This is a genomic window from Mycobacterium ostraviense (genome assembly GCF_002705925.1).
Classification (GTDB): domain Bacteria; phylum Actinomycetota; class Actinomycetes; order Mycobacteriales; family Mycobacteriaceae; genus Mycobacterium; species Mycobacterium ostraviense.
The window spans coordinates 5871964-5897857 of record NZ_NKRE01000001.1; the positions used below are offsets into that span (position 1 = coordinate 5871964).

General features: G+C 65.9%; 23 protein-coding genes. 10 read left to right on the plus strand and 13 right to left on the minus strand.

Going from position 1 to position 25894, the window contains the following annotated elements; genetic code table 11:
• Nucleotides 1-23: 23 nt before the first annotated feature.
• Together CDN38_RS27340 and CDN38_RS27345 are read right to left on the minus strand one after the other, a co-directional pair.
• A complete protein-coding gene (locus CDN38_RS27340) occupies nt 24-1256 on the minus strand; it encodes a cytochrome P450 (protein WP_075511623.1) in 1233 nt (410 codons plus the stop codon).
• A gap of 370 nt (nt 1257-1626) precedes the next feature.
• Nucleotides 1627-2373 carry an IclR family transcriptional regulator gene (locus tag CDN38_RS27345; protein WP_075511520.1) on the minus strand — a complete coding sequence of 249 codons (747 nt, stop codon included), beginning with the start codon at nt 2371-2373 and terminating at the stop codon, nt 1627-1629.
• Nucleotides 2374-2439: 66 nt separating this feature from the next.
• On the opposite strand from CDN38_RS27345, the gene CDN38_RS27350 reads away from it, so the two are divergent.
• Nucleotides 2440-3780: an FAD-binding oxidoreductase gene (locus CDN38_RS27350; RefSeq protein ID WP_075511622.1), complete on the plus strand. Its 1341-nt coding sequence runs from the start codon at nt 2440-2442 to the stop codon at nt 3778-3780.
• A complete protein-coding gene (locus CDN38_RS27355) occupies nt 3780-4589 on the plus strand; it encodes a DAPG hydrolase family protein (protein ID WP_075511519.1) in 810 nt (269 codons plus the stop codon). The genes CDN38_RS27350 and CDN38_RS27355 overlap by 1 nt, the downstream gene beginning before the upstream one ends.
• 7 nt (nt 4590-4596) lie before the next feature.
• On the opposite strand, the gene CDN38_RS27360 is transcribed toward CDN38_RS27355, so the two are convergent.
• Nucleotides 4597-5157, minus strand: a complete 561-nt coding sequence (locus CDN38_RS27360) for a TetR/AcrR family transcriptional regulator (protein ID WP_075511621.1) — start codon at nt 5155-5157, stop codon at nt 4597-4599.
• A 293-nt stretch (nt 5158-5450) separates the two neighbouring features.
• Here CDN38_RS27360 and CDN38_RS27365 point away from each other — a divergent pair, with 293 nt between their 5' ends.
• Nucleotides 5451-9689: a PPE family protein gene (locus tag CDN38_RS27365; protein WP_099319288.1), complete on the plus strand. Its 4239-nt coding sequence runs from the start codon at nt 5451-5453 to the stop codon at nt 9687-9689.
• Here the strand turns inward: CDN38_RS27365 and CDN38_RS31435 are convergent.
• Complete coding sequence (locus CDN38_RS31435) at nt 9679-10002, minus strand: ANTAR domain-containing protein (protein ID WP_082277209.1); 324 nt, start codon at nt 10000-10002, stop codon at nt 9679-9681. The genes CDN38_RS27365 and CDN38_RS31435 overlap by 11 nt on opposite strands.
• Before the next feature lie 270 nt (nt 10003-10272).
• On the opposite strand from CDN38_RS31435, the gene CDN38_RS27375 reads away from it, so the two are divergent.
• Nucleotides 10273-11385: a patatin-like phospholipase family protein gene (locus CDN38_RS27375; protein ID WP_075511517.1), complete on the plus strand. Its 1113-nt coding sequence runs from the start codon at nt 10273-10275 to the stop codon at nt 11383-11385.
• On the opposite strand, the gene CDN38_RS27380 is transcribed toward CDN38_RS27375, so the two are convergent.
• From CDN38_RS27380 to CDN38_RS27415, 8 genes are all read right to left on the minus strand, one after another.
• On the minus strand, nt 11382-12746 hold the full coding sequence (locus CDN38_RS27380; protein ID WP_099319289.1) for a wax ester/triacylglycerol synthase domain-containing protein: 1365 nt from the start codon (nt 12744-12746) through the stop codon (nt 11382-11384). The two genes, CDN38_RS27375 and CDN38_RS27380, sit on opposite strands and share 4 nt — an antisense overlap.
• 102 nt (nt 12747-12848) lie before the next feature.
• The gene (locus CDN38_RS27385) at nt 12849-14135 is read right to left on the minus strand and encodes a D-arabinono-1,4-lactone oxidase (RefSeq protein WP_075511515.1); all 1287 of its coding nucleotides are present in this window, start codon (nt 14133-14135) and stop codon (nt 12849-12851) included.
• The gene (locus CDN38_RS27390) at nt 14132-15337 is read right to left on the minus strand and encodes a M28 family metallopeptidase (protein WP_075511514.1); all 1206 of its coding nucleotides are present in this window, start codon (nt 15335-15337) and stop codon (nt 14132-14134) included. Before CDN38_RS27390 ends, CDN38_RS27385 begins: the two co-directional genes overlap by 4 nt.
• A 43-nt stretch (nt 15338-15380) precedes the next feature.
• Nucleotides 15381-16622: an amino acid deaminase/aldolase gene (locus CDN38_RS27395; protein ID WP_099319290.1), complete on the minus strand. Its 1242-nt coding sequence runs from the start codon at nt 16620-16622 to the stop codon at nt 15381-15383.
• Nucleotides 16623-16748: 126 nt separating this feature from the next.
• Nucleotides 16749-18623, minus strand: coding sequence for a PE family protein (locus CDN38_RS27400; RefSeq protein WP_099319291.1), 1875 nt, complete (start codon nt 18621-18623; stop codon nt 16749-16751).
• A 175-nt stretch (nt 18624-18798) separates the two neighbouring features.
• Nucleotides 18799-19155, minus strand: coding sequence for a carboxymuconolactone decarboxylase family protein (locus CDN38_RS27405; protein WP_036418944.1), 357 nt, complete (start codon nt 19153-19155; stop codon nt 18799-18801).
• Between the two features lie 46 nt (nt 19156-19201).
• Nucleotides 19202-19624, minus strand: coding sequence for a DUF302 domain-containing protein (locus CDN38_RS27410; RefSeq protein WP_075511511.1), 423 nt, complete (start codon nt 19622-19624; stop codon nt 19202-19204).
• A 45-nt stretch (nt 19625-19669) separates the two neighbouring features.
• A complete protein-coding gene (locus tag CDN38_RS27415) occupies nt 19670-19939 on the minus strand; it encodes a metal-sensitive transcriptional regulator (RefSeq protein WP_036418942.1) in 270 nt (89 codons plus the stop codon).
• Between the two features lie 137 nt (nt 19940-20076).
• Between CDN38_RS27415 and CDN38_RS27420 the strand changes: the two genes are divergently transcribed.
• Nucleotides 20077-20466: a thioredoxin family protein gene (locus CDN38_RS27420; protein ID WP_075511510.1), complete on the plus strand. Its 390-nt coding sequence runs from the start codon at nt 20077-20079 to the stop codon at nt 20464-20466.
• Here the strand turns inward: CDN38_RS27420 and CDN38_RS27425 are convergent.
• The gene (locus tag CDN38_RS27425) at nt 20461-21681 is read right to left on the minus strand and encodes a CaiB/BaiF CoA transferase family protein (protein ID WP_075511509.1); all 1221 of its coding nucleotides are present in this window, start codon (nt 21679-21681) and stop codon (nt 20461-20463) included. The genes CDN38_RS27420 and CDN38_RS27425 overlap by 6 nt on opposite strands.
• Before the next feature lie 153 nt (nt 21682-21834).
• Between CDN38_RS27425 and CDN38_RS27430 the strand changes: the two genes are divergently transcribed.
• The 5 genes from CDN38_RS27430 to CDN38_RS27450 all read left to right on the plus strand — a co-directional run bounded on the left by CDN38_RS27430 (nt 21835) and on the right by CDN38_RS27450 (nt 25868).
• Nucleotides 21835-22710 carry a mycofactocin-coupled SDR family oxidoreductase gene (locus tag CDN38_RS27430; protein WP_075511508.1) on the plus strand — a complete coding sequence of 292 codons (876 nt, stop codon included), beginning with the start codon at nt 21835-21837 and terminating at the stop codon, nt 22708-22710.
• A 94-nt stretch (nt 22711-22804) separates the two neighbouring features.
• Nucleotides 22805-23743 carry a thiamine pyrophosphate-dependent dehydrogenase E1 component subunit alpha gene (locus CDN38_RS27435; RefSeq protein ID WP_082277208.1) on the plus strand — a complete coding sequence of 313 codons (939 nt, stop codon included), beginning with the start codon at nt 22805-22807 and terminating at the stop codon, nt 23741-23743.
• Nucleotides 23744-23754: 11 nt separating this feature from the next.
• Nucleotides 23755-24753 carry an alpha-ketoacid dehydrogenase subunit beta gene (locus CDN38_RS27440; protein ID WP_075511506.1) on the plus strand — a complete coding sequence of 333 codons (999 nt, stop codon included), beginning with the start codon at nt 23755-23757 and terminating at the stop codon, nt 24751-24753.
• Nucleotides 24746-24982 (plus strand): biotin/lipoyl-containing protein, encoded by a 237-nt coding sequence (locus CDN38_RS27445; RefSeq protein WP_063471491.1) that lies wholly within the window; start codon nt 24746-24748, stop codon nt 24980-24982. Before CDN38_RS27440 ends, CDN38_RS27445 begins: the two co-directional genes overlap by 8 nt.
• A gap of 13 nt (nt 24983-24995) precedes the next feature.
• The gene (locus tag CDN38_RS27450) at nt 24996-25868 is read left to right on the plus strand and encodes an enoyl-CoA hydratase-related protein (protein WP_075511505.1); all 873 of its coding nucleotides are present in this window, start codon (nt 24996-24998) and stop codon (nt 25866-25868) included.
• Nucleotides 25869-25894 lie beyond the last annotated feature (26 nt).

Below are 25894 nucleotides of genomic sequence, written 5' to 3' on the forward strand. Positions count from 1 at the left end.
CGGCAGGACGGCAGCCTGACGAGTTACCGCACTGTCAATTCGAGACGTTCGAGGCGGCGCACCAGGATGCTCGGCAACCACTGCCCGACGTCGGCGGCCTCGATTACCGACGTTCGTTCGAGCAGCTGGCGCACGACAATCTGGGCCTCCAGGCGTGCCAGCGCTGCGCCGACGCAGAAGTGCGCGCCCTTCCCGAAACTGATGTGGCCCTTGCCTCGTCCGCGGTCAAGGCGGAATACACCTGGTGTTTCGAACTGAGCCGGATCACGGTTGGCCGCGCCCCACAACAGCAGCAGATGCGAGTCAGCCGGCAGGTCGATCCCGGCCAGGCTGGTGTCGTTTCGCACGTGCCGGTAGTGACCCCGAAAAGGCGCCTCGTAGCGCAGCGTTTCCTCGATAAAAGCTCCCAGCAGGTCCGGGTTGTCGCGCAGCTGCCGCTGGATGTCAGGACGGGTTGCCAGTATCCAGGTCGCGCTGCCCAGCAACGAGGCGGTCGACTCTCCCCCCGCGGCGAATAGGGTGACCATCATGACTTGGGCGGTGAGCGTGTCGATTTCGCCTGATGTGCAGGCGGCGGCAAGTTCCCCCAGCAAATTGTCTTGCAGACCGGCCGCCGCCCGGCTGAATTGGTCGGAGATGTAGCCGCTGAGCTCCATCACGGCGACGCCCGCGGCGGCGAGTTGCTCGTGACTGACCAACCCTTCGAGCAGTTGCGTGGCCGCGTATCCCCACTTCACCAGCTGAGCCGCGTCCGCGTCGGGCACGCCGATGAGCTGGGCCACGACCATCATCGGCAGCCGGTTGGCCATCGCACCCATCCATTCGATGTGGCCGTGGCGCAGGCCGTCGACCCAGAGTCGGCTTGCGGTCTGGGCGGCAAACTGTTCTATGGCGCGGATTCGCTTGGCCGCCAAGTGGCGCACCAGCAGCTTGCGATGCAGTGCGTGGGCGGGATCGTCGGCGGTGGCCAGCACATGGGTCGGCCCGCCGGGCGCGTCCATCTCGAACGGCTTGACGGTTCCGTCGGCCGTGTAGGTCATCGTGGCGGTCAGGTTCGAGGAGAAGTCCTCGGGGCGGCTGACGGCTTCGTGCACGGCATCCCAACCGCATACCGCATAGAACGAGGAGTCAGCGATGCGGTGGACCGTTCCGGCGGCATGCATGCGCTCGTAGAGAGGGTAGGGATCTTGCAGGCATTCGGCACCGAAGAAGGTGTTGGCATCGATGGAGCATGTCCGGAGTCCGGTGGAACTCATCCGGTGATCCATCGCCCGCTCCGGGCGACGGCATCGGCGAGGCGAACACTGCACACGGGTGTCATTGCGCATCCTTTCTGCGTGGTATGCACTCGGGCCGATCGACCGAGAATTCATCCGCGGCATGGCTAAGCAGGGACCTTCACCAGAGTGGTCGGTGGATACACCGGGCGTCAACGACGCGGCGACAATTGAACGACAATTGAAACCGGCATTGCGCGGTGCTGCCTCGGGTTGTCTCACTGTGGCGCTCAGACCTGCGGTGCCGGCGGCGGTGACCGCCGTCGCCGTCTCAGGTTCGAGAAAAGCCAGCTGCTTTTCCGTTGGCGCAGAACCGGGCCGTCAGCGTCGCATTGCGGCTCGGCGTTGCTCAGCGTGTCCAGGCGGGCGAGTCGGCTGCACTGCGCAAAGCTGAAACGATGCGGTCTTCTTTTTCCACGAAACGCTCGGTCGGCGTGGGCACCGAGATCGCGATCACGTTGTCGCCCAACGCTCGTCCGGCGATAGCGGCCGCCGAAATCCCCGGGGTGTGCTCGTCGCGATCGAAAGCGATTCCGGTGCTTCGGATTTCAGCGATTTCACGACGGAGCGCCGCGGCGACTTCGGGGGTGAAGCTGGCGAGGGCGGCCGCAGCGGCGGCCTCGTCAAGTGCGGCGAGGGCCGCCTTTCCGTTGGCGGTCCCGTTCAGTGGGAATCGGACGCCGATCGCTGAGACGGCGCGGAGCCGGTGTGACGACTCGATTTGGTCGATGAACCACATCTTCTGGCCGCGCAGCATCGAAAGGTCGACGGTTTCGCCGCCGGTGGCGGCGGCCACTCGCTCGATGGTCGGGCGGAATACTGCCGCGATGTGCGCTCCGGTGGCGTTGCCGAATCCCAGCAGGCGTTCACCAAGGGAAAAGTGGCCACGGTCGTCGACGCTGGCCAAGCCGACTTCGACGAGACCGACCAGCAGGCGGCGAGTGGTCGACTTGGCCAGCTGTAAGCGCTCGCTGAGGTCGACCAGACGCAACTGGCCCGGGTCGGCGGCGATTTCGTCCAGTGCGGCTGCCGCTCGGCGCAACACCTGGATACCCTCGTCGCGATTGGTCCGGGCATTTCGTTCCGTTCGCGGCACAATGCCACTATAGTGGTCCGCATTGCGGAATTTGAAGAACCGAAATGCGGATCAGAGGAGATCTGGGTGAGCGCACTTCCTCGCGGCCGGCACTTTTTCCGCGGCGATGACGGTTACGAGGCCGCACGCCGTGGCACGGTGTGGCATCAACGAGTGCCCGAACGTTATCCCGAGGTGATTGTGCAGGCTGTCGATGCCGACGACATCATCGCGGGCCTGCGCTACGCCAGGGCCAACGGCCACAAGGTCAGCATCGTCTCGGGCGGGCACAGCTTCGCGGCCAGCCATCTGCGCGACGGCGCCGTTCTCCTTGACGTCAGCCGTCTCGACCACGCGCGGATCGATGCCGAAAACATGACGGCCGTCGCCGGCCCCGGCAAGGGCGGCAGCTTGCTCATGGCCGACCTGCAGGCCCAGAACCTGTTTTTCCCCGGCGGCCACTGCAAAGGCGTCTGTCTGGGCGGCTACCTGCTGCAAGGCGGGTACGGCTGGAACAGCCGAATTTTCGGCCCGGCCTGCGAAAGTGTCATCGGACTCGACGTCATCACCGCCGACGGCGAGCAGATCCATTGCGACGCAGCCAATCACCCCGACCTGTACTGGGCCGCCCGCGGCGCCGGCCCGGGTTTTTTCGGGGTCGTCACGTCGTTTTACCTCAAGCTCTATCCCCGCCCGGCCGTCTGTGGCACCAGCGTGTATGTGTACCCGTTCGACGTGGCCGACGAGGTCTACACCTGGGCCCGCAACGTCAGCGCCGACGTGGATCGCCGCGTCGAGATGCAAATCCTTGCCACCCGCAGCGTCCCCGAGATGGGTCTCGACATGCCGGCCATCGTGATGGCCTCGCCGGCATTCGGCGACTCGGAAGAAGAGGCCAAAGACGCCCTCGCGGTATTCGACACCTGCCCGGTGATCGACCGGGCTCTGGTCAAGAACCCTTATATGCCAACGGATTTGCCCGCCTGGTACGACGTCGTGATGACTCACTACCTGGGCGATCACCGGTACACCGCGGACAATATGTGGACCTCGGCGCCGGCCGAGGACCTGTTACCGGGCATCCGCAATATTCTCGACACCCTGCCGCCGCACCCGTCGCACTTCCTGTGGCTGAACTGGGGGCCGTCCCCGACACGCCAGGACATGGCCTACAGCATCGAGGACGAGATCTACCTGGCGCTCTACGGCTCCTGGAAGGACCCGGCCGACGACGACAAGTACGGCGATTGGGCGCGGTCCAACATGGCGGCGATGTCGCACCTGGCCACCGGCATTCAGCTCGCGGACGAAAACCTCGGCCAGCGCCCGGCTCGGTTTGCCACCGATGCGGCCATGGCCCGGCTGGACCAGGTACGGGCGACCTACGATCCCGACGGTCTGTTCAACAGTTGGATGGGACGAATCTGATGACCGGCGATCTGTACCTGGGCTATCGCAACGACGACGCCGAAACGCCGTTCGCAAAGTTCTTCAAACCCGAAATGGCGTCCCTGCCACCGCATGTCGTCGGGGCGCTACAGCATGGCCCGCAAGGCGGGATGGCGTTGTTGGCATTCGACGACGCCGCAACCGTTGCCGACGAGGGCTATCACCAGACCGAGAACGGTTATGGAATTCTCGAGGACGGCAGCTTCCAGGTCTCGGTCCGCACCGATATGCCCGGTGTCACCCCGGCGATGTGGGTCTGGTGGTTCGGCTGGCATGGGTGCGACACCCGGCGGTACAAGCTGTGGCATCCGCGAGCGCACCTGTCGGCCGCCTGGAAAGATGGTGACGACGCGGGCCGTCAAGGCAATCAGCGTTACCTTGGCCGCTGGTCGATGATCAGTGAGTACATCGGTTCGGCAATGCTCAATGCCGCAATCCAATTCGTCGCACCCGCGGCCCTGGGCCTGCCGCCGGATTCCGACGATGCGGTGGCGATCTGCGCCCGGCTGGGCTCGGGTGACGCTCCGGTGGACGTCGGATGGTTCGTCCACCATATTCGGTCGACGCCTGGCGGCTCGGAGATGCGTTCGCGGTTCTGGATGGGCGGCCCCCACATCGAAGTTCGCAAGGCCCCGAGTGTGGCGTCAAAGGCGGTGCGCCCCATCGCGGCACGGGTGCTCGGCAACCCGGCAGCCACCGCTCGCAACCTATTGGTGCACTGTGCACAGGAGATGAATCATCTCGCGGGGTTCTTGGCCGAACTCCACCAAGACTTCGGTGACGAATAGGCGATCCTCAGTTGTGTTGGGCAAATGCCGGGGCAACAAAGTTCTGCACCAGCCGGCGTTCGGCCTCCTCGTCTTCGCCCGGCCAATAGACCAACGACAGCACGACGCGTACCACCCATTTGGCGGCTTGTGGATCACCGCCGGCGAGGCCGGCAAGGTCAGTAGCAAACTGGGCGGTGAGGGGCGACTCGGCGAGCCAGGCCACCTGACGAGTGCCGCCGCGAATCGAACCGACCATCAGTTGGCACAGTGGGTCTGAGCGGATTTGCTTGATGGTCAACATGATTGCATTGACAAGTCGCTCCACCCCGCTCAGCGGCTCGACGGCCGCGCGCACGGAGTCCACAATGCGGTGCGCGGTTCGCCGGACGACGGCGTTACGGATCTCGGTTTTTCCGCCGACGTAACGGTAGATGGTCGCTCGGGAACTGTGGACGCGGGTGGCCAGCTTGTCGATATCCAGCGCATTGAGTCCGTCGCGGGCGATGAGGTCGGTTGCGGCCTCGTAGATCCGCTCGGCAGCGGCTTCGCGGCGGTCCCCTCCGAGGAGCCAATCATCAACGGGCACGTGGTATCGCGTCCTTTCGTCGAGAGCGTCGAGAGCGTCGAGAAGCATCGGAAGATTTTCTAACGCCGAGACAAAGGTAACACTTTTTCTCACCATCGATGCAGGTCCCGTTGTTCGTGCTGAGACGGCAGCCGGCCGGGGCCGCCACCGACCCATTTCAACTTGTCGTTACGCCGTTGACCTCCATGTTTCCGTTGGTCAGGGTAGTCGGACGACGTCTTCGTCACCGGGCTCGCCGGCTGCGGGGCGGTCGTGGGCTGTCGTTGGCGGCTGCTGGACGAGGAGGCTGGGCGATGAACTTTTCGGTACTGCCACCGGAGATCAATTCGGCTCTCATATTCACCGGGGCCGGGGCGGAACCGCTGTTGGCGGCCGCGGCGGCCTGGGACGGGCTAGCGCAGGAATTGGACTCGGCCGCTACGTCGTTCGGTGCGATAACCGCGGGGCTGGTCGGCGGATCATGGCTGGGGCCGTCGTCGGCGGCGATGGCCGCAGTGGCAACCCCGTATGCGGATTGGCTTTCGGCCACGGCGGCCCAGGCCCGGCAGGCGGCCATGCAGGCCGAGACGTTGGGGGCGGAGTTCGAAGCAGTCCGATCGGCGATGGTGCAGCCAATTATGGTGGCGGCCAATCGTTTCGACCTGGTGTCCCTGGTCATGTCGAATCTGTTTGGGCAAAACGCTCCGGCGATCGCCGCGGTGGAATCCGCATACGAGGCGATGTGGGCCCAAGATGTGTCGGCAATGGCCGCCTATCACGCAGGGGCGTCGGCCGTCGTCTCGGCACTGGAGCCCTTCACCCAGCCGCTACAGAATCTGGCGGGGTTGCCCGCTGCGCTGGCCGGCGCGGCGGCCGCTGCGCCCCTCAACCTGGGCTTCGGCAACCTCGGCGGCGGCAACATAGGCAACGGGAACGCCGGCGCCGGCAATGTCGGCCATGGAAACCTCGGTAATTACAACTTCGGCGTCGGAAACCTCGGCAGCAACAACGTCGGCCCCGCAAACCTGGGCAGCTACAACACGGGCTTCGGGAACGCCGGCAGCTTCAACGTGGGTCTGGCGAACACCGGTAGCAACAATTTCGGGTTCGGCAATACCGGCAGCAACAATATCGGCATCGGACTCAGCGGCACGGGCGGGGTGGGCTTCGGCTGGTTGAACTCCGGCACCGGTAATATCGGCTTATTCAACTCCGGCACCGGAAATGTTGGTTTCTTCAACTCCGGCACCGGTAATGTCGGGATAGGAAACTCCGGCTCCGGAAACCTAGGGTTCTTCAACGCCGGTCTCGCAAACTTCGGCAGCGGCAATTCCGGCAACTCCAACACCGGGTTGCTCAACCCGGGGGATTTCAATACCGGCAGCTTCAACGTGGGCGATGCCAACACCGGTGATTCGAATCTCGGAAACTACAACTCCGGCAGTTTCAACTCGGGCTCGGCCAACACCGGTAGTTATAATACCGGCGATGTGAATACCGGATTCTTCAATTCGGGTAATGTGAACACCGGGGTCCTCAACACTGGTGACATGAATAACGGCTTCGCCTTCAGAGGCACCGGGCAGGGCGGTCTCCGCTTCAATCTGGGCACTCCGGATCTGACCTTGCCGCCAATAAATATTCCCGGAATAGCAATACCGGCTCTGGATTTACCGACGGTTATTACTTCGAACTTGGCGATACCTGCTATCGACTTGCCGAAGATGACCATACCCGCGATTGATGTACCCGGGCTGGACCTGCCCGCTGTGACCGTGCCGGGATTCATGTTGGACAGCGCGCTGTTGGGCGGCTTCACCACACCGAAGTTGGTCATCCCCGCACTGACCACACCCACCGTCAACGTGCCGGGGCTGGACCTGCCGGCCGTGACCGTGCCCGGTTTCAAGCTCGACAGCGCGCTGTTGGGCGGCTTCACCACACCGAAGTTCGTCATCCCCGCACTGACCACACCCACCGTCAACGTGCCGGGACTGGACCTGCCCGCGGTGACCGTGCCCGGTTTCAAGCTCGACAGCGCGCTGTTGGGCGGCTTCACCACACCGAAGTTGGTCGTTCCGGCGCTGACCGCGCCTACCGTCGCCGTGCCGGGGCTGGACCTGCCGGCCGTGACCGTGCCCGGTTTCAAGCTGGACAGTGCGCTGTTGGGCGGCTTCACCACACCCAAACTCGCCATTCCCGCGCTGACCACACCCACCATCACCGTGCCCGGCCTCGACCTACCCAACATCACCACACCCCCCATCGGCGTGCCGGGGCTAGACCTGCCCGCGGCGACCATTCCCGGCTTCAAGCTCGACAGCGCACTATTGGGCGGCTTCACCACACCCAAACTCGCCATTCCCGCGCTGACCACACCCACCATCACCGTGCCCGGCCTCGACCTACCCAACATCACCACACCCCCCATCGGCGTGCCGGGGCTAGACCTGCCCGCGGTGACCATTCCCGGCTTCAAGCTCGACAGCGCACTATTGGGCGGCTTCACCACACCCAAACTCGCCATTCCCGCGCTGACCACACCCACCATCACCGTGCCCGGCCTCGACCTGCCCAACATCACCACTCCGCCAATCACCGTGCCGGGCCTGGACCTGCCCGCGGTGACCATTCCTGGTTTCAAGCTGGACAGCGCGCTGCTGGGCGGCTTCACCACACCCAAGTTAGTCATCCCGCCACTGACGGCGCCCACAATTGACGTGCCGGGGATCACCTTGCCAGAGATATTCATACCCGGCTTCAAAGTCGACAGCATAACCCTCGGCGGCTTTCAGACTCCCACAATAACATCGCCGGAGTTCAACACACCGACGATCCATTTCAATGGCATTGGGATCTACAGTCTGGCGATCAAATGGGACACAAACGTCTTCGCGCTAAAGGGCGTTAATTATCTTCCCGGTACAGCAATTGTCGACCCATTCAATGGCCAAGCGTACTTCAACCTGATTTCGCTGGAATCCTCAGGTTTCGATCTGCCCACCTTGACTATCAGGCCATACACGCTCCCAAGATTTGGCATCGACACTTTCGGTCTTCCGCCGATCACGTTGCCGGACATCAGGATTCCGCAGATCAATCTGGGTGACTTCAGCATTCCGGGGTTCACCACCAATGAGTTTACGATCGATCCGATCGGGGTGGACTCCTTCGGCCTGCCACCAATCACGCTTCCCGACATCAATGTCCCGCCGATCAAGCTGGGCGCATTCACCATCCCGGGGCTCGACATCGATCCCATCCGTCTGGATGGCTTCAGCATTCCGGGGGCCACCACCGCTGCGTTCACCATCAACCCGATCGGCGTGGACTCCTTCGGCCTGCCGCCGATCACGCTTCCCGACATCACCATCCCACCCATCGAACTGGCCGCTTTCACCATCCCGGGGCTCGACATCGATCCCATCCGTCTGGACGGCTTCAGCATTCCGGGCGCCACCACCGCTGCGTTCACCATCAACCCGATCGGCGTGGACTCCTTCGGCCTGCCGCCGATCACCCTTCCCGACATCACCATCCCGCCGATCAAGCTGGGCGCTTTCACCATCCCGGGGCTCGACATCGATCCCATCCGTCTGGACGGCTTCAGCATTCCGGGGGCCACCACCGCTGCGTTCACCATCAACCCGATCGGCGTGGACTCCTTCGGCCTGCCGCCGATCACGCTTCCCGACATCACCATCCCGCCGATCAAGCTGGGCGCCTTCACCATCCCGGCGGCCACCACCGCTGCGTTCACCATCAACCCGATCGGCGTGGACTCCTTCGGCCTGCCGCCGATTACCCTGCCCGACATCAATATCCCGCCGATCAAGCTGGGCGCATTCAGCATTCCGGGGGCCACCACCGCTGCGTTCACCATCAACCCGATCGGCGTGGACTCCTTCGGCCTGCCGCCGATCACGCTTCCCGACATCAATATCCCGCCGATCAAGCTGGGCGCATTCAGCATTCCGGGGGCCACCACCGCTGCGTTCACCATCAACCCGATCGGCGTGGACTCCTTCGGCCTGCCGCCGATTACCCTGCCCGACATCAATATCCCGCCGGTCAAGCTGGGCGCCTTCAGCATTCCCGAACTCGCCGTCAATCCCATCAAGCTCGATCCCTTCACCATTCCGGGCCTGACGATCCCGCCCGTGTACCTCGACGGCTTCACGGTCCCGGGCCTCACGATTCCCAGCGTGACGCTGCCCAGCACCACGATCGCGAGTTTCGACGTCCCGCCGCCGGCGGGTTTCGGCAACACCAGCACCGCACCCTCGTCGGGATTCTTCAACACCGGCGGCGGGGGCAGCTCAGGGTTCGGCAATCGTGGGTTGGGCCTCTCGGGTCTGTTCAACGTGAATCCCGCCGGACTTTTCGGCGGCTCGGGTTACCAAAATGTCGGCACCAGCACCTCAGGGCTGTTCAACTTCGCTAGCGCGGTATCGGGCCTCGCCAACACCGGAACCCTTCCGCTGACCCTGCCCAACCTGCTCGCCGGCATTCTCGGCTTCGGAAATACCGGCGCGGGCTTGTTCAGATTCTGAGTGCAGGCCCTGAGCAGGTCGACCCGGCGGGAGAACCAGCCGGGCGGGCAAACAATTGGTTCCACTCGCGGCGAACCGCCGATTGGGCATCGGCATATGCGTGAGATGTTGCGCCGTCACCCGCGAGGTGGACCAACGCCCATGCCATCGCGAACACCGGCACCTTGTGACGTTGTGCGGCCGTGTGCAACTCATCGAGTGCAGTCCCCGGGGCGCAGCGGCGCAGCCCGATGAGAATGCCCCGCGCGGTGTCGAGAATGCGACCAGCGTTCGGGCCACCCGAGATCTGGGTCGGCACCCAGTTGGCCGTCATGCCCTGTCAACCTCCTGTCGAGTCGTAGCGATACCCACCACAAGTGCCTTGGCCCCCGGGGCGGGTCGCTCGGGTGGGCCGCACCGGCCACCGTGCAATGATTCGGGTATCGGGTCCGCTGTGCCAGGCCGCCGCCCACATTGGGATCCGCCCGTGATCACCTCGATACCGGCCCCGGCCGGCACAGCATCGTCTTCGACGACGATGGCCTTCCGCATTGATGACCGAGGACTCTGTGCCCGGTGCCGGCCGCCGTGCATAGTCAGCGGCATGCTAGGGACGATCCTCGATGTCTTTCGGCTCCGCCAGTACTTCGACGTGCTAACGCGCGCACGCGAATTTTCGGTGGGCTTGCGCCAGGACGCCGGATTTCTGGCGGACGCCGCCTGGGCTGCGTTGCGGTTGCCCTCCGCGGGGACTCAACACCACCAGCCGTTCCCGTCGGCAGCGCCCTACGTCGCGAATATCGCTGAAGGGCAACGGATTGCGCTGGCCGCGACGGGCGGAAGCGGCGCGATGGCCTCGCTGGTAGGGGCCGCGCGGGCATTGGAGGAAGCGGGTCTGCGTCCGTCCGTCTACTCGCTGTGCTCGGGCTCGGCGCTGTTCGGGTTTCCGTTGGCGGCCGGGATCAGCGCGGACGAGGTGGCGGCCTTCACTCTGGGGCTGCTTCCGCGGGACTATGTCGACTTGGACTGGGGCCGGCTGCTGCGGCTGGCGCTCAATGCCGGGCGGGGGTTTGCCGGCATCATTGCCGGCGACGTGATCGAGCAGACCTACCGGCGTCTGCTCGGCGACCTGACGCTGGGCGAACTGCCCATTCCGGCCTACGCGCCGATCTGGAATATCGAACAGAATCGAATCGAATTCATCGGTCCCGGTACGCATCCGGAGCTCACGGTAGCGCGCGCCGTACATATGGCCATCGCGTTGCCGTTGTTCATCCAGCCTGTCGAGTTCGACGGGTTCCACTGGTGCGACGGCGGCATCGTCGACATCTTCCCGGTTCGCCCCTTGCTCGACATCGAGCAGCCCTGCGAGGTCACGCTGGCGATCAACGGGTTCTATCCTGCGGGCTTTGCGGGCGAAGACGCCACCGGTTGGGAGTATCGCCGCGCCAGCATCTTGTACGTCGCCAGCCAGGTGCGCACCTGCCAGCAGATCGAGCTCGCCCGCGAGAACCTGGCCCGGTTACGTGCGGCGTCGAGGTTGATCATGATCGAGCCTGTGCCCTACCAGACGGTGCGGGGACTCGGCTTCTACCGCCAATTCCTTAGCACCCGCGACTGGGCCGGCTTCATGCGAGCCGGACGAACAGAGGCGCGAAAGGCACTGGCGGCAGGCGGGTCGACCGCCCTACCCGCTGCCAGGGCCAGCGCCAATTAGCCTGCGAGCGCCAATACTTCGTCGAAGCCGGCGACGAGAGCGTCGTGGAAGACGTCGTAGTCGGGGATCGCGGCGGTGTCGACGTCGATACCCAGTGCGCAGGTGTCGACATAGGACAGCAGCGTGACGTTGACGGCCGAGCCGATCGTCGGGCCGAACGCGTATTGCGTGCGCACTGCCGCACCTCCGAGGAACACCGGCACCGGGATCCCGGGTACGTCGCTGGCCAGAAAATCAACGTGGCGCAGCACCGAGCCGATGTACCAACGCGGCATCAGGTTGAGAACGCCAGCAATCACCTGGGTGTAGGGCAGCGACTTTTCCTGCCGCACCGCGCCGACGCGCTCGTGGATGGCCTTGATCCGTTTCGCCGGGTCAGCCTCGCCGACGGGAATGTCGAACCGCATCAACGTGATTCGGTTTCCACCCATGTCATCGGTGTTCGTCCGCAAGCTGATCGGCATGGTCAGGTGCAAATCGCCAACCGCAACGCCGTGTTTTTCGTGATAGATGCGTAACCCGCCGGCCACCCCGGCGACAAACGCATCGTTGAGCGCGCCGCCACACCGGTGCGCGGCATCGCGCAATTGCAGCCGCGGCACCTCGTGCACCCCGAGGCGCCGGATCAGGCCGCGCTCCCTGATCAGTGGTGAACCGGTGCGGTTGAGCGGCCGGACCGTCCGGTAGACCGACGCCGCGTTGGCTGCTGCCGACCGGAGCGTCGAGATGGGCCGGCGGATACCGCCGTACACCAGTTGCGGTACTTGCCGTGCCGTGCCGGTCACTGCGTCGGCAAGCAACGAGGCGCTATAGCGCCACGAATCGCGGTACCCCTCCAGGCGAGACGGCTGGGGTATCTCCGGTGCGGCGGGCAGTGACTCCAGCTCGTAATGCTCTGCGGAAAGGTCGAATAGCCGCATCGCGATCTGGATACCCCCGACACCGTCGGTGAGGGCATGGTGGAACTTGCAGATCACCGCCGCGGCGCCGTCGTGTAGGCCCTCGACCAGGGTCGCCTCCCAGAGGGCCCGGGCCCGGTCGAAATCCTGCATTTCGGCCACTCGGGCCATCTCGAGCACGTCGTCGAGAGTGCCGGCTCCCGAAACGGCCACCCGCCGCATGTGATAGTCCAAGTCGAAGTCCGCGTCGTACTCCCACCGCGGCGGGGCGGGCGGCGGAGATTCCACCACCCGCTGGCGAAACATCGGTAGTTCCCGGCTGATCAGATCGAAGCGTTGGCGTATCTGGTCCCAGTCCGGGGATCGATCCAGCAGCACGACCGTGACCACCGTCGATCGCAGCCGTGGGTCGGTTTCCATGGCCCAGGTAAAGGCATCGCTGTTGCGCATGAATTCAGTCATGATTGCTCCACCGCCAAACGTACGGTGCCTGCCGGCTGCGGTCACTAGCGTGTTGGTAGCCAAGGACTTTGGTCCCTGCAAGTGGGGCCATTAGTCGCTTCGTCAGGGGCCGAGCACCCGCCGGGTGTAGTCGTTGAGAAAGACCCGGTTGGGGTCGAGACGATCGCGCACCGCCGCGAAACGCTCCCAGGCGGGATACCGATCACGAAGCGTGCCGGCGCTCTGATAATGGCGCTTACCCCAATGCGGACGGCCCGCATACTCGTCCATGATTTCTTCGACGGCGCGGAAATAGGTTTCGAACTCCATGCCGGTGTACTGGTGAACGGCGATGTAGCAGGTGTCCCGGTTGTGCGCGGTCGACAAGAACGCGTCGTCGGGGGCGCCGAAGCGGACCTCGAGCGGGAACATGATCGGCAGGTTGCGCCGGCGCACAAGGTCGATGACCCGCTGCACGCCCTCGCGCGCGTGCTCGCGCGGGATCGCGTATTCCATCTCGGTGAACTTGACGTTGCGTGCGCTCGCGTAGACCTTCCAGCCATGATCCTGGACGGTGGCCGGCGACATCAAGTTCGTCATGAGTCGGTTCAATGCCGGTGCGGCACTGGGGAATTGACGACCGGTGCGGCAGATCAGGCTCAGCGCCGCGTTTTCGGCGTAGTCGTTGATCCGGCGTTTCCACACCGGTAGCGGCTTGGGCTCCTCGTCGCTGCGGCGCGTGGTGCGGGTCAGCGCCGTATCGCCGTAGGGAAACACGAAGAACTCGAAGTGGTCGTTGCCGTCCACCTGCTCGTCGAGTCGCTCCAGCGTATCGGCCAGCGGGCGCAGCTGGTCGTCGCGATGCAGCGTGAACAGCGGCACCACCCGCAGGGTCACCTGAGAGATCACGCCCAACGCGCCGATCGACACCCGTGCTGCCAGGTAGTCGTCACCCTGCGCCAGGGTCAGGATGTCGCCACTGGCGGTGACCAATCGCAGCGAAACGACCTGCGCCGACACGTTGGTGAAGCGCGCCCCGGTGCCGTGCGTGGCGGTCGCGGTCGCCCCGGTGATCGACTGCTTGTCGATGTCGCCCTGGTTCTCCAGGCCCAGCCCCCGCTCGGCCAGCTGCGCGAACAGCCGGTACAGCCTGGCCCCGCCTTGCACCGTCGCCAGACCGGCCGCCACATCCACGTCGATGACCCGCTGCATGCCGGTCATGTCGACCATCACGCCGTCGGTGCAGGCGCAGTCGGTGAACGAATGCCCGGTGCCGACGGCGCGCACCCGTTCGCCGCGCTGCGCAGCCTTGACGACGACCTCCGCCAGCTCGGCTTCGGAGGTGGGCCGGACAATCTGCGACGGCGCGCATACCTGATCGCCGGCCCAGTTGCGCCATAGGTTGCTCACCGGGCCAGCTCCCGCACCACGGACTCGGCCACCGTTGCCGCGTGCATCACCGTCTCGTAGACGACGTTTTCCGGGGTATCGGACATCTGGTGGTAGTTCGACAGCGCCTTGTGGCGGTCAAAGGAGGAAAAGCAGGCGGTCGGGTAGCCCGCACGACTCATGAGCACGGCGTCGGTGCTGTTGCGCGATCGCAGCCCCCGTCGCAGTGGTGCGTCAGCGCGTTCGGCCGCTCGGGCCACCAGGTCGCGGAACGGCCGGTGGTAGTAGTCCTCCATGATCGTGGTGCCCTCGCCTTCGAGCATGATGAGTTCGGGCGAGCCGACGGTATCGAAGTTGAGGAAATACGTGTGGTCACGGTCCAGCTCGGACTTGTGGCGGGCGATGAAACCGTAGATGCCACCCTGCAATTGCTCCTCGGCCCCTAGCGACACCAGCAGCACCCGCACACCCTGCACCGGGCGGTCGCGTAGCCGCTCGGCCAACGCGACGATCAGCGCGACGGCGGAAAGGTTGTCGTTGGCTCCGGGCACGATCGGGCTGCGGGCGATGTCGGTGAACGCCGCCACCCCGATCGCGCTCATCACGGCCCCGGCGAGCATCATCTTGCGGCTGCCCCGCAGCGCGCCGGCACCGGCTACCATCGGCGCCAGGATCGACGGCCACCAGTTCGGTAGTGAGGTGTCGATGCGCTCGACGATCCCCGGGAATCGCTCGACGAAGAACCGCTGATAGCCGGGTTCGAAGAACTTGCCGCTGTGCGCGGCGTCGTGATGAGCGCACACCACGACCGTCCGCTTGCCGGTGGGGTCGCCGGCTTCGGCCACGACATTCCATGTCGTTCTGGGCTGTTGGAGTTTCTTGCGCACCACGCGTACCCCGTTGGAACAGTCGTCGGCGATCGCCAGGCCCGCGCCCAGACCCGCCAGCCCGGCCAGGCCACGCAACCGTCGGCTGATCAGCCCCGCGACTGCTGCCCCGACCCCGACCGCCGACAGCTTGGCGTGCAGCTGTGGGTAGCCGTCGTAAAACTGTTCCTCTTCGATCCGCGCGTTCTGCACCCCGGCGGCGCGTAGGTACTCGACGATCTTGACCGCAGCCTCCTGCTCGCCGGGGTCGCCGGCGCCGCGTTCGATCGGTGCGAGTGTCTCGATGACCTCACGCATCGTGGCCAGTTCGGTCGGCAATGCGGTGATCGCAGTCATGGCAGCTCCTTGTCGCGCGGTCCGTCGGCGAACCATTCCATCATTAAAGAAACGTGCGACCCTCACCGCGGTAGGTCGGGACGGTGTCGATGATCTGCGCGCCCCGAACCAAATACAACCGATCGAACCGCTCACACAGCTCGCCGGCCTTGGTGTGACGGAAGTAGACCTTGTCGCCGATCTTCAGTTGCCGCGCCGCCGCACCGGACAATGGCGTCTGGACCTCACCGGTGCCTTCCATCGGGTCCAGTTTGAGCCCGCTCGGTAGGTACGGGGTGGGCATGCGGTCTTTCGCGCCGACGCCGCTGGCCAGATAGCCGCCTCCGAGCGCGGTCACGGTGTTGGCGTCGGGCCGGCGGCATACCGGCAGCGCGAACATCGCCGCCGGCCGCAAGGCGAACGTCGAGTAGGAGTCGAACAGCGTCGGCGCGTAGAACCCCGAGCCGGCGGTGGCCTCGGTGATCGCCGGCTCCTGGGCAACCAGCTGAAGGTCGCCAGTGCCGCCGGCGTTGACGATCTTGATGTCGGCGACCTCACGCACCAGCTCGACGGCGCGGGCGCGACGTTCCCGCAACTCCGCGAAGGACCGCCGCTGCATCCACCGAACGGCCGCGTTCTGGGCGGACTTGCCGGCCACGTTGTCGCCGAACCCGGCGATATGGCCCTCGTAGGACATCAACGCCACCAGCGTCAGCGACGGCCGGTGCGCGATCTCCACCGCGAGCGCGCGCGCCTGTTCCGGCGTATGCAATGGCGATCTCTTCGCCCCGATCTTCACCCGCCCGCCGGCTCGCCAGTAGCCGGCGTCGAGGTCCAGGCACAGCCGCACCGGCTTGGTTGTTGCATTTTCGATCAGGTCGAGATGTTCGACGCTGTCGACCATCAGGATCGGCGCTCGTTCGGGGTTCTCAGCGGTGAGCTCGCCGAGCTTGGGCAGTGCCGCCCTATCGGTCGTCGGATAGGCGAGTAGCAGGTTGTCGAAGCCGTGGTCGGCCAGCCAGAGAGTCTCGGCCAGCGTGAACGTCATCAGCCCGTCGAACCGAGCGTTCGAGTCGCGGATTTCGCGCTGTAAAGGCCTGCACCGCAACGACTTCGACGCCACCCGGATCGGCTTGTCACCCGCGCGGGAAAGCAGCTGACCGGCATTGGCCCACATCGCGTCGAGGTCGACGAAGGCAAACGGCGCGTCCAGGGCGGCGAATGCCTTCTCATACCGTTGCAGCCGACCGTGCGCGTCGAGCCTGACCGGCTCGTCGGCACGCTGCTCGCGACCCACCTCAGGCACGCCGTCACCTTACTGAACGTGACGAACTCTGGCAGCAGATCGATGATGTTGCGGCACGTGGTGAGCGTGCCGAACGGCGTGCCGGCTGCGCCGTTGCGATAGGCGACCGCGGTGCGCCCCGCCGGATCAGGCCGTCCCGTTCGTCCCGTTTTGGCCGAAGAGGAATCCGCCGGCGCCGCCGCTGCCCCCGGCTGCCAAGCCGGTGCCGTTTCCGCCGTTGCCGCCGTTGCCGATGATCACCGCGCTGCCGCCGTTACCGCCCGCGCCGAAGCCGCCGGGGGCGCCGTTGCCGCCGGCACCGCCGTTGCCGAAGAACACCGCACCCGACCCGCCGGAGCCGCCGGCGCCCGAGCCGTTGGCGCCGCCGGTGCCGCCGGCACCGCCGTTGCCGAAGAAGAACGAGCCGTTGCCGCCCTGGCCGCCGCTGCCGACACTGGTGCCGCCGCCGGCACCACCGTTGCCACCGCCGCCGCCGTTGCCGAAGATCAGGCCGCCGTTGCCGCCGTTGCCGCCGCTGGCATACAGCCCTCCGTTGGTGCTGGTGGCCCCGCCGTTGCCGCCGTTGCCACCTGTGCCGAACAGATATCCGGAGCGACCGCCATTGCCGCCGATGCCGCCCACCGGCTGCGTCGTGACCGGCACCGCGGCCGTGGTGCCGGCGCCGATCCCACCGCCGTTGCCGCCCACACCTCCGATCCCGAGCAGCTGGGCATCGCCGCCGGCGCCGCCGAAGCCGCCCGAGCCGGCAAAGCCGGTGGTCACGCCGGCGCCCCCGTTGCCACCGAGGGCGCCGTTGCCGCCGGATCCACCGTTGCCCAACAGCAGACCACCGGGGCTTCCGGTGCCGCCGAGACCACCGATGCCTCCCTGGCCGCCCTGGGCGACCCCGGTACCACCGTCGCCTCCCAGCCCGCCGTCACCGCCGACGGCGCCGTTGCCGAACAGCCCGGTGGCGCCCCCGTTTCCACCGGACCCACCATGGCCGCCGAAGCTGGCGAAGGCTCCGTCGCCGGCTCCACCGGCGCCGCCGGCTCCACCAGCGCCCGGAGCGCCGTACAGCAGTCCGCTCTGTCCGCCCAGACCACCCATGCCGCCGTAGCCACCCACGCTCTGGACCGTCGCGTTGCTGAGGCCGCCGGCCCCGCCGGTCCCGCCCGCGCCGCCGACGCCGAACAAGGCCGCTGCCCCGCCGCCGGCTCCGCCGGACCCGCCGACACCGCCCGCGGGGATGATGGTCGGCGAGGGGCCGATGGCCGGCGCGGCTCCCCCGATTCCGCCGTTTCCGCCCGCGCCACCCAAGCCGTAGATCAGCCCGGCGCCGCCGCCGTTGCCGCCGTTGCCGCCGGTGGTGCCGACGCCACCGGCCAGGGGGGCCGGGCCGCCGTTGCCGCCGGCGCCGCCGGCACCGCCATTGCCCCACAGCAGGCCGCCGTTGCCCCCGGCGCCGCCGTTGAACCCGTTGAGACCGGCGGTGGTGGAATTCCCCGCGGCTCCGCCGGCGCCGCCGTTGCCCCACAAGCCGGCGTTGCCGCCGTTGCCGCCGCCCTGGTTGATGCCGCCGGACCCGCCGTTGCCGCCGTTGCCGATCAAGATCCCGCCGTCACCGCCGCTTTGACCCGTCCCCGGCGCTCCGTTGGTGCCGTTGCCGATCAGCGGACGCCCGAACAGCGCCTGGGTGGGCGCGTTGATCAGGTCGAGCACGTCTTGTGCAGCCGAGGCATTGGCAGCCTCGGCGAGGGAATACGAGCCCGCTCCCGCGGTGAGCAGCTGCACAAACTGTTCATGGAATGCCGCGGCCTGGGCGCTGAGCAGCTGATAGGCCTGGGCATGCGCCCCGAACAGGGCAGCGATCGCGGCCGATACCTCGTCGACACCGGCCGCCAGCACTGCCGTCGTTGGCGCGGCAGCCGCGAAGTTGGCCGCACTTATCGACGAACCAACACTCGCCAGATCCGTTGCCGCCGCCGCCACCAGCTCTGGGGCCGCGATGAGATACGACATCAGGGACCTCCCACCACGTCACGGAAACCCGGCGGTCGCCCGGTCGCCATCAACCCTCGGCAAAGGGTATCGCCATCGGGTCAGCACACCCCGCATTTCCGGGAGACCTACCGATGTTTCGCCGGATGGCCCCGGAATGTTTCAGCGATCTCGCGGCTGCCGCCGGCTGCTTGGCTCAGGACGGCTTGGTCTCGGCGAATTCGCAGAACGCGGTGTAGGCCCGAGCGCCGTAGATGGTGGCCGGTCCCCCATGCATGAGGATGGTGACACCGATCGCCTCGGCGGCTTCCTCGGCCGTGGCACCGGCGCGGGCCGCGGCCTGCGCGTGGGAGGCGATGCAGCCGTCGCACCCCTGTACCACCCCGATCGCCATCGCCATGAGTTCCTTGACCTTACGGCTGAGGGCGCCGTCGGTGAGCGCGGCGCCGCTCAGGGCCGCAAATCCCTTGTAGACGTCCGGAATCTGATTCCGAAGCGCCCGGTGTTGCGGCCGCAGATCTTCGAGGACCTGATGATGGTGTTCATCTGACATAACCGTCATTACACCCTGCGTATGGGTGGGACCGGACCGATTTCACCTATGACCTTTCGGTCGCGGCATCCGAACGTTGCAGCTCGTCGATGACGGCTTGGATCCGGCCGGTGACTTCATCGGCGATCGGGGCAAGCTTCGGTTCACCGGTGACGTCGGCCAACAGCCGCGGGTTCATCGCTTCGATGACGACGGTGCCGGCCTGTTCGGGGTCCGATCGCACCACGACATTGCAGGGCAGCAGGGTGCCGATCTGGCGGGTCGCCTCGATTGCGCGGTGCGCCAGCGGCGGATTGCAGGCGCCGAGGATCAGGTAGTTCTCCATGTCCTCGTCGAGTTTGGCTTTCAGGGTTGCCTTCACGTCGATCTCGGTCAAGACGCCAAAGCCTTGCTGGGCCAGCGCCTCGCGGGTGCGCTTGACCGCCTCGTCGAAGCCGGTGTGCAACGTGGTCGACAATGCAATATCCATCACCAATATCTCCTTATTTTTTGTCGGACTCTTTCGGAACTCTGTTCAGGCCAGTGCCAGGAAAAGTTTCTCCAACTCGGCTTCGCTCAACGGCGCGGCGCCGTCGGACCGGGCTCCGGTGATGCATTCCCGTAGGCCGGTGGCCACAATCTTGAACCCGGCCCGGTCGAGCGCCCGCGACACCGCCGCCAGCTGGGTAACCACGTCTTTGCAGTCGCGGCCCTGCTCGATCATCGAAATCACTCCGGCAAGCTGCCCTTGGGCGCGCCGCAGCCGGTTCAGTACCGCAGCCATGCTGTCTTGATCACCAATCACGGTGGATCCTCCCGTCTCATCGGTCTTATCCACCATAGTACCCCGGGGGGTATGAATAGCCACCGCTGACAGGGCCGGAATATACCCCCGTGGGTATTTGTTCCTTAGGCCAGTATTTCCGGGATGGAAGGACCGACATGGCCACCGTCAATCTTACCCACGACACGTTCGAGTCCACGGTTACCGGCAATCCACTTGTGCTGGTTGACTTTTGGGCGTCCTACTGCCGCCCGTGCCAGGCGTTCGCCCCGATCTACGAGCGGTCAGCGCGGACCCATCCCGACGTGGTGCACGCCAAGGTCGACACCCAGGCCGAGCCCGAACTGGCCGCCGCGGCGGGTATCCGCTCAATTCCGACCATCATGGCGTTCCGCGACGGGGTGCTGGTCTACAGTCAGGCCGGGGCGATGCCACCGGCGGCGCTGGAGAATTTGATCACCCAGGTGAAATCGCTGGACATGGATACGGTGCGCGCCAAGATCGTCGCCCGCAGGCAGCCGCGGCCCGTTAGCCGGCCGGCCTCATAGAATCGCGTTGAGGTCCTTGGCCTTTGCGATATCGTCCCAGTCCACATCGAGCTCGAGCAGAATTTCCTCGGTGTGCTGCCCGTGCTCTGGGGCACGCGCGGGATCCGGCGGGGTTTCGTTGAACTGAACCGGCGCGGCCACGATCCGATATGGCTCGCCATGGTCGTCGACGTTGGTCACCACGTACCCGTTGGGTTCCACCTGCGGATCATTGAGGGTTTCCCGCGGCGTCGCCAGGGCCGCCCACACGCCCGGTTCGTCCTCGAGCACCTTCTGCCAGTGTGCGAGATCGTGGCCGGCAAACGCGGTGGCGAAGATCTCGGTGGCCTCGGCCGCATTGGCAATGAGGTTGCTCGACGGCACGAACCGCTCGTCGGCGGCCAGCTGGGCAAGTCCCATCCGCCGGCAAAAGCCGGCCCAGTATTTGTCGGGTTGTAAGAACACCAGCTGGATCCACCTGCAGTCCTTGGTCTTGTACCGGTTGACCAGCGGATTGATGGCCAACCCGGGCGGGGCGCCGGGAATGCCGTCGATGTCGAAGAAGTCAGCCGCCGAAATCGACGGCGCGATGGCCCACATCGCCTGAGCCAGCAGCGACGAATCGACAATGCAGGGCTCCCCGGTGCGTTCCCGATGGAACAACGCCGCGCACACCCCACCGGCGAGTGTCGCCCCGCCCTGCAGGTCGCCGAACGCCGGCCCCTGCACCGCGGGCGTCTCGCTGCCGAAGGGTGTGAGCGTGTATGCCACCCCGCCACGGGCCAGGTAGGTGGCGGCATCGAAACCACCGCGATCGCGATCCGGGCCGCGCACGCCCAGTCCCGTTCCTCTGGCGATGATGATCGTGGGATTGAAGGAGCGAATGTCCTCGACGGTCAGCCGGGCCCGCTCGAGGGCGCTGGGCAGCCAATTGGTCAGAAACACATCGGCACTGGCCAGCAGGCGGCCGAACAGCTCACGCCCGGTTTCGGATTTGACGTCGATCGCGATGCTGCGTTTGCCGCGGTTACCCAACTCGAGAATGAAGTCGGCGTCGACCCGGGCCGCTTCACGGGTGAAGCCCCCCACCACCAATGCCCGGCCGGGATCGCCCGCCGCGACGCCCTCCACCTTGATCACGTCGGCGCCCCAATCCGACAGGGCGGCACCGGCCGACGGTACGTAGGTCCACGACGCCAGCTCGACAACCCGGACACCGTTGAGCACCCCTGCCATCGCAATCCCCTCGGCCGCCGCAGCTATTCCTTGCTATTTTAGATATTCTAGCTAGCGTAGCGGATGGCGATATCCCGGCTGCAGGCATGCGCGGTTCTTTCGGAAGAGATGCGATGGGAACCACCAGGTTCCAGTACGCGGACAGGGGTGGTGATGAGCCGAACAGCGGGCCGGGTAGCCGGTAAGGCAGCGATCATCAGTGGCGCTGCCCGCGGACAGGGCCGCTCGCACGCACGGTTGCTCGCCGCCGAGGGCGCCGACATCATCGCCGTGGACCTGTGCGCCGATATCGAGACGAACGAGTACCCGCTGGCCCGGCCCGAGGACCTCGCCGAGACCGCACGTCTGGTGGAAAGGGAAGGCCGGCGGGTCATCACCGCGATCGCCGACGTGCGCGACCGTGCGGTGTTGGCGACAGCGATCGACAACGCGGTGTCCGAGTTGGGCCATCTCGACATCGTGGTTGCCAACGCCGGCATCTGCCCACTGACGGCCGGCCTGCCACCACAGGCCTTCGCCGACGCCGTGGACGTGGACCTGGTCGGGGTGCTCAACCTGGTGCACGCCAGCCTCAAACATCTGAAGGCGGGCGCGTCGATCATCGTGATCGGCTCCAACGCGGCGTTCATGTCGTCGATGAACACCACCGGCATCGACGGCGGCCCCGGCGGAGCCGGGTACGCCTTCGCGAAAATCGCTGCCGCGCATTATGTCAACGACTTCGCCCTGGCATTGGCGCCCCACTTCATCCGGATGAACGCGGTACACCCGACCAATGTCAACACCGACATGTTGCACAGCGCCCCCATGTACCGGGCTTTCCGGCCGGACCTGAAGAACCCCACCCGTGAGGACGCCGAACCGGTTTTCCCGGTAGTTCAAGCGATGCCGATCCCCTATGTCGAACCCGAGGACATCAGCGAGGCCGTGCTGTTCCTCGCCTCCGACGCGGCCCGCTACGTCACCGGCCAACAGCTACGGGTGGACGGCGGCGGCTTCCTCAAGGTCAAGCCGTGGTCCGGCGGGTGACGGCGATGAGATCAATTAAGCTGTGGCACATGGGAATTGGAGGGACACCGTGAACCCCGACAGTTCCGTTGATTTACGACGCCTTTATGAGCTGATGGTGCTGATGAAGGCGGTCGATGACCGGCTCGCCAAGGGCATCGGCACCGGGGAGCTCATCTGCGTGTACTGGCCGTCTCGTGGCCAGGAGGCCATCGCCGCGGCGATGGGTGTGGTGCTGCGGACCGACGATCAGCTGGTGACCACCTACCGTGGGCTGCACGATCTGATCGGCAAGGGGGTGCCGCTGACGGAGATCTTCGGGGAGATGATGGGGCGCACGGTCGGCGCGAGCCGCGGCAAGGGCGGCACCATGCACATCGCCAATCCTGCAGTGGGCGTGATGCTTTCGACCGGCATCGTCGGCGCCGGGCCGCCGGTGGCCGTCGGGCTGGCGCTGGCCGGTAAGCGCAAGGGCCTGGACCGGGTCACGGTGGTCAGCTTCGGCGACGGCGCCACCAACACCGGCTCCTTCCACGAGGCGGCCAACATGGCCGCGCTCTGGGACCTGCCGTTGGTGTTCGTGTGCCAGAACAACCTCTACGCCGAGATGACACCCACGTCCGCCACCATGAAGCTCCAACACGTCGCGGACCGGGCCGCCGGTTACGGCATGCCGGGTGTCACGGTCGATGGCAACGATCCGCTGGCGGTCAAGTCTGCCCTCGACGACGCGGTGCACACCGCCCGCGGCGGTGGCGGTCCCACCTTCATCGAGTGCGTGACGTTTCGCTTCCGCGGTCACTACTTCGGTGACCGAATGCGCTACATACCGCCCGATCAGCTGGCGGCGGCCATGGCGGCCGACCCGGTGCCACGGTTCCGCAACCACCTCCTCGAAGCCGGAATCTGCGGCCCGGACGAGCTTAGCGGCATCGACAACGCCGCGCTGCATACCGTGGAAACCGCGTTGAGTGCCGTGTTGAAAGCTGATTCACCGTCCGTCGACGAACTCGAACGTGACGTGTACGCCACGCCGGTCGGGTTCCCGGTGTGAGGACGTGGCGGATGGCCGAACAAGAGATGACGATGCGCGAGGCGCTCAACCTCGCACTGGATCAGGCGCTACAGGCCGACGACCGGGTGTTGCTGCTCGGTGAGGACATCGCCGATCCCGGCGCGTCCGGGCCCACCGCGGGCCTGTCGACGAAGTACGGCCACGACCGGGTGGTGGACACCCCGATCTCGGAGGCCGCCATCGTGGGCGCGGCGATCGGCGCGGCGATCGACGGAATGCTGCCGGTAGCCGAGATCATGATCATGGATTTCATCGGCATCGCCGCCGACCAGTTGATCAACCATGCCGCCAAGCTGCGCTTCATGACGGGCGGACGCACCACCGCGCCAATCACCGTGCGCACCCAGGTGTACGCCGGATTGGGCACCGGCGCCACGCATTCGCAGACGTTGGAAGCGTGGTTCATGCACATCCCCGGGATGAAAGTGATCGTGCCGTCCACCCCGCGCGACGGCAAGGGCCTGCTGACCGCCGCGATCTTCGACGAGGACCCCTGCCTGTTCGTCGAAACGATCCGTCTGCAAGGCAAACGCGGACCCGTCCCCGTCGACCCGGGCTTCTCGATCCCGTTGGGCCAGGCCGATATCAAGCGCACCGGCACCGACGTCAGTCTGATCAGTTACGGGCGCAGCGTGTACGACGCGCTCGCGGCGGCCGCCAGGCTGCAGGAACAGGGGGTCAGCGCCGAGGTTGTCGACCTGCGCACCCTGGTGCCACTCGACGCCGAGACCGTCGTCGAATCCGCGCGTCGCACAACAAGAGCCGTCGTGGTGCACGACGCGGTGCAATTCGGCGGGCCCGGCGCGGAGATCGCCGCGATACTGCAATCGGAATTGTTCGGCGAACTCGTCGCGCCCGTCGAGCGGGTCGGCGCCCGGTTCGTCCCCAACCCGGCCGCCGCGGCGCTGGAGGCACAGGTGTATCCCTCACCGGCCCGGATCGTCGCGGCCGCACAGCGAACCCTGGACAGGACGAGAGTGCATGGCTGACTTCGTCATTCGCATCCCGCGCGTCTCGGTCGCGGTATCCGAAGCCGAACTCGTCGAACTTCTCGTCGACAGCGGCCAGCATGTCGAGGAGGGCACCCCGATCTACGTCATCGCAACCGAGAAGGCCGAACAGGAGATCGAGGCCGGCGCGTCCGGCGTCGTGCAGTGGACCGCAGCAGCCGGTGGAACCTACGACATCGGCGTGCCGATCGGCGTCATCACCTCATGATTCAGGAGAAGGTATGGACCTCAAGGAAACTCGCGAACGCATTATCTACGAGAAGACCGGCGCGATAGCGCGGGTCACGCTGAACTGGCCGGAGAAGGCGAATGCTCAGGACCAGAAACTCGCCGAGGAAGTCGACGCCGCGCTGGCCGACGCGGACCGCGACTACGACATCAAGGTGCTGATCCTCAAGGCCAACGGCAAGGGGTTCTGCTCGGGACACGCCATCGGCAACAACGCGGTCGATTATCCGGCGTTCGTCGAGGGCGCCAAGGTCATGGGTACGCCGTGGAAGCCGCAATCCGACCTGTTCGTCAAGCCGGTGCTCAACCTGTGGGAGTTCGCCAAACCGACCATCGCCCAGGTGCACGGCTACTGCGTCGGCGGAGGCACCCATTACGGGCTGACCACCGATATCGTGATCGCCGCCGAGGACGCCTACTTCCAGTACCCGCCGCTGCAGGGGTTCGGCATGCCGTCGGGCGAATGCTCGATCGAGCCATGGGTGTTCATGAATTGGCGGCGGGCGTCGTATTACCTGTACCTGAACGAAGTCATCGACGCGCAGAAGGCGTTGGCGGTGGGTCTGGTCAACGAGGTGGTCCCCCGCGATCAACTCGACGCCCGGGTGGACGCGATCGCCCGGCACATCGCGCAGGCTCCGCTGACCACGCTGTTGGCCACCAAGGCCAACATCAAACGCGCCTGGGAGTTGATGGGCATGCGGGTGCATTGGCAAAGCTCCAACGACCTGGTGGCGTTGGCGTCGATCAGCGCCGACGTGCAGGCTTTGGTGCAGCAGGTGCTGAAGGGCAAGATCAAGCCCGCGGAGATGGCGCGCCGCCAGGCGGCGGCGGCCGAGTCGACCGACGGTGCCCCGGCGACGTAATGCCTTTGGGCGCAGGATGTTACGCC

Coding starts and splice junctions, on each gene's coding strand:
- CDN38_RS27340 (WP_075511623.1), bottom strand. CDS start 1,256: ATGAGTTCCACCGGACTCCGGACATGCTCCATCGATGCCAACACCTTC.
- CDN38_RS27355 (WP_075511519.1), top strand. CDS start 3,780: ATGACCGGCGATCTGTACCTGGGCTATCGCAACGACGACGCCGAAACG.
- CDN38_RS27365 (WP_099319288.1), top strand. CDS start 5,451: ATGAACTTTTCGGTACTGCCACCGGAGATCAATTCGGCTCTCATATTC.
- CDN38_RS31435 (WP_082277209.1), bottom strand. CDS start 10,002: ATGACGGCCAACTGGGTGCCGACCCAGATCTCGGGTGGCCCGAACGCT.
- CDN38_RS27375 (WP_075511517.1), top strand. CDS start 10,273: ATGCTAGGGACGATCCTCGATGTCTTTCGGCTCCGCCAGTACTTCGAC.
- CDN38_RS27380 (WP_099319289.1), bottom strand. CDS start 12,746: ATGACTGAATTCATGCGCAACAGCGATGCCTTTACCTGGGCCATGGAA.
- CDN38_RS27390 (WP_075511514.1), bottom strand. CDS start 15,337: ATGACTGCGATCACCGCATTGCCGACCGAACTGGCCACGATGCGTGAG.
- CDN38_RS27400 (WP_099319291.1), bottom strand. CDS start 18,623: ATGTCGTATCTCATCGCGGCCCCAGAGCTGGTGGCGGCGGCGGCAACG.
- CDN38_RS27405 (WP_036418944.1), bottom strand. CDS start 19,155: ATGTCAGATGAACACCATCATCAGGTCCTCGAAGATCTGCGGCCGCAA.
- CDN38_RS27410 (WP_075511511.1), bottom strand. CDS start 19,624: ATGGATATTGCATTGTCGACCACGTTGCACACCGGCTTCGACGAGGCG.
- CDN38_RS27420 (WP_075511510.1), top strand. CDS start 20,077: ATGGCCACCGTCAATCTTACCCACGACACGTTCGAGTCCACGGTTACC.
- CDN38_RS27425 (WP_075511509.1), bottom strand. CDS start 21,681: ATGGCAGGGGTGCTCAACGGTGTCCGGGTTGTCGAGCTGGCGTCGTGG.
- CDN38_RS27430 (WP_075511508.1), top strand. CDS start 21,835: ATGAGCCGAACAGCGGGCCGGGTAGCCGGTAAGGCAGCGATCATCAGT.
- CDN38_RS27435 (WP_082277208.1), top strand. CDS start 22,805: ATGGTGCTGATGAAGGCGGTCGATGACCGGCTCGCCAAGGGCATCGGC.
- CDN38_RS27440 (WP_075511506.1), top strand. CDS start 23,755: ATGGCCGAACAAGAGATGACGATGCGCGAGGCGCTCAACCTCGCACTG.
- CDN38_RS27445 (WP_063471491.1), top strand. CDS start 24,746: ATGGCTGACTTCGTCATTCGCATCCCGCGCGTCTCGGTCGCGGTATCC.
- CDN38_RS27450 (WP_075511505.1), top strand. CDS start 24,996: ATGGACCTCAAGGAAACTCGCGAACGCATTATCTACGAGAAGACCGGC.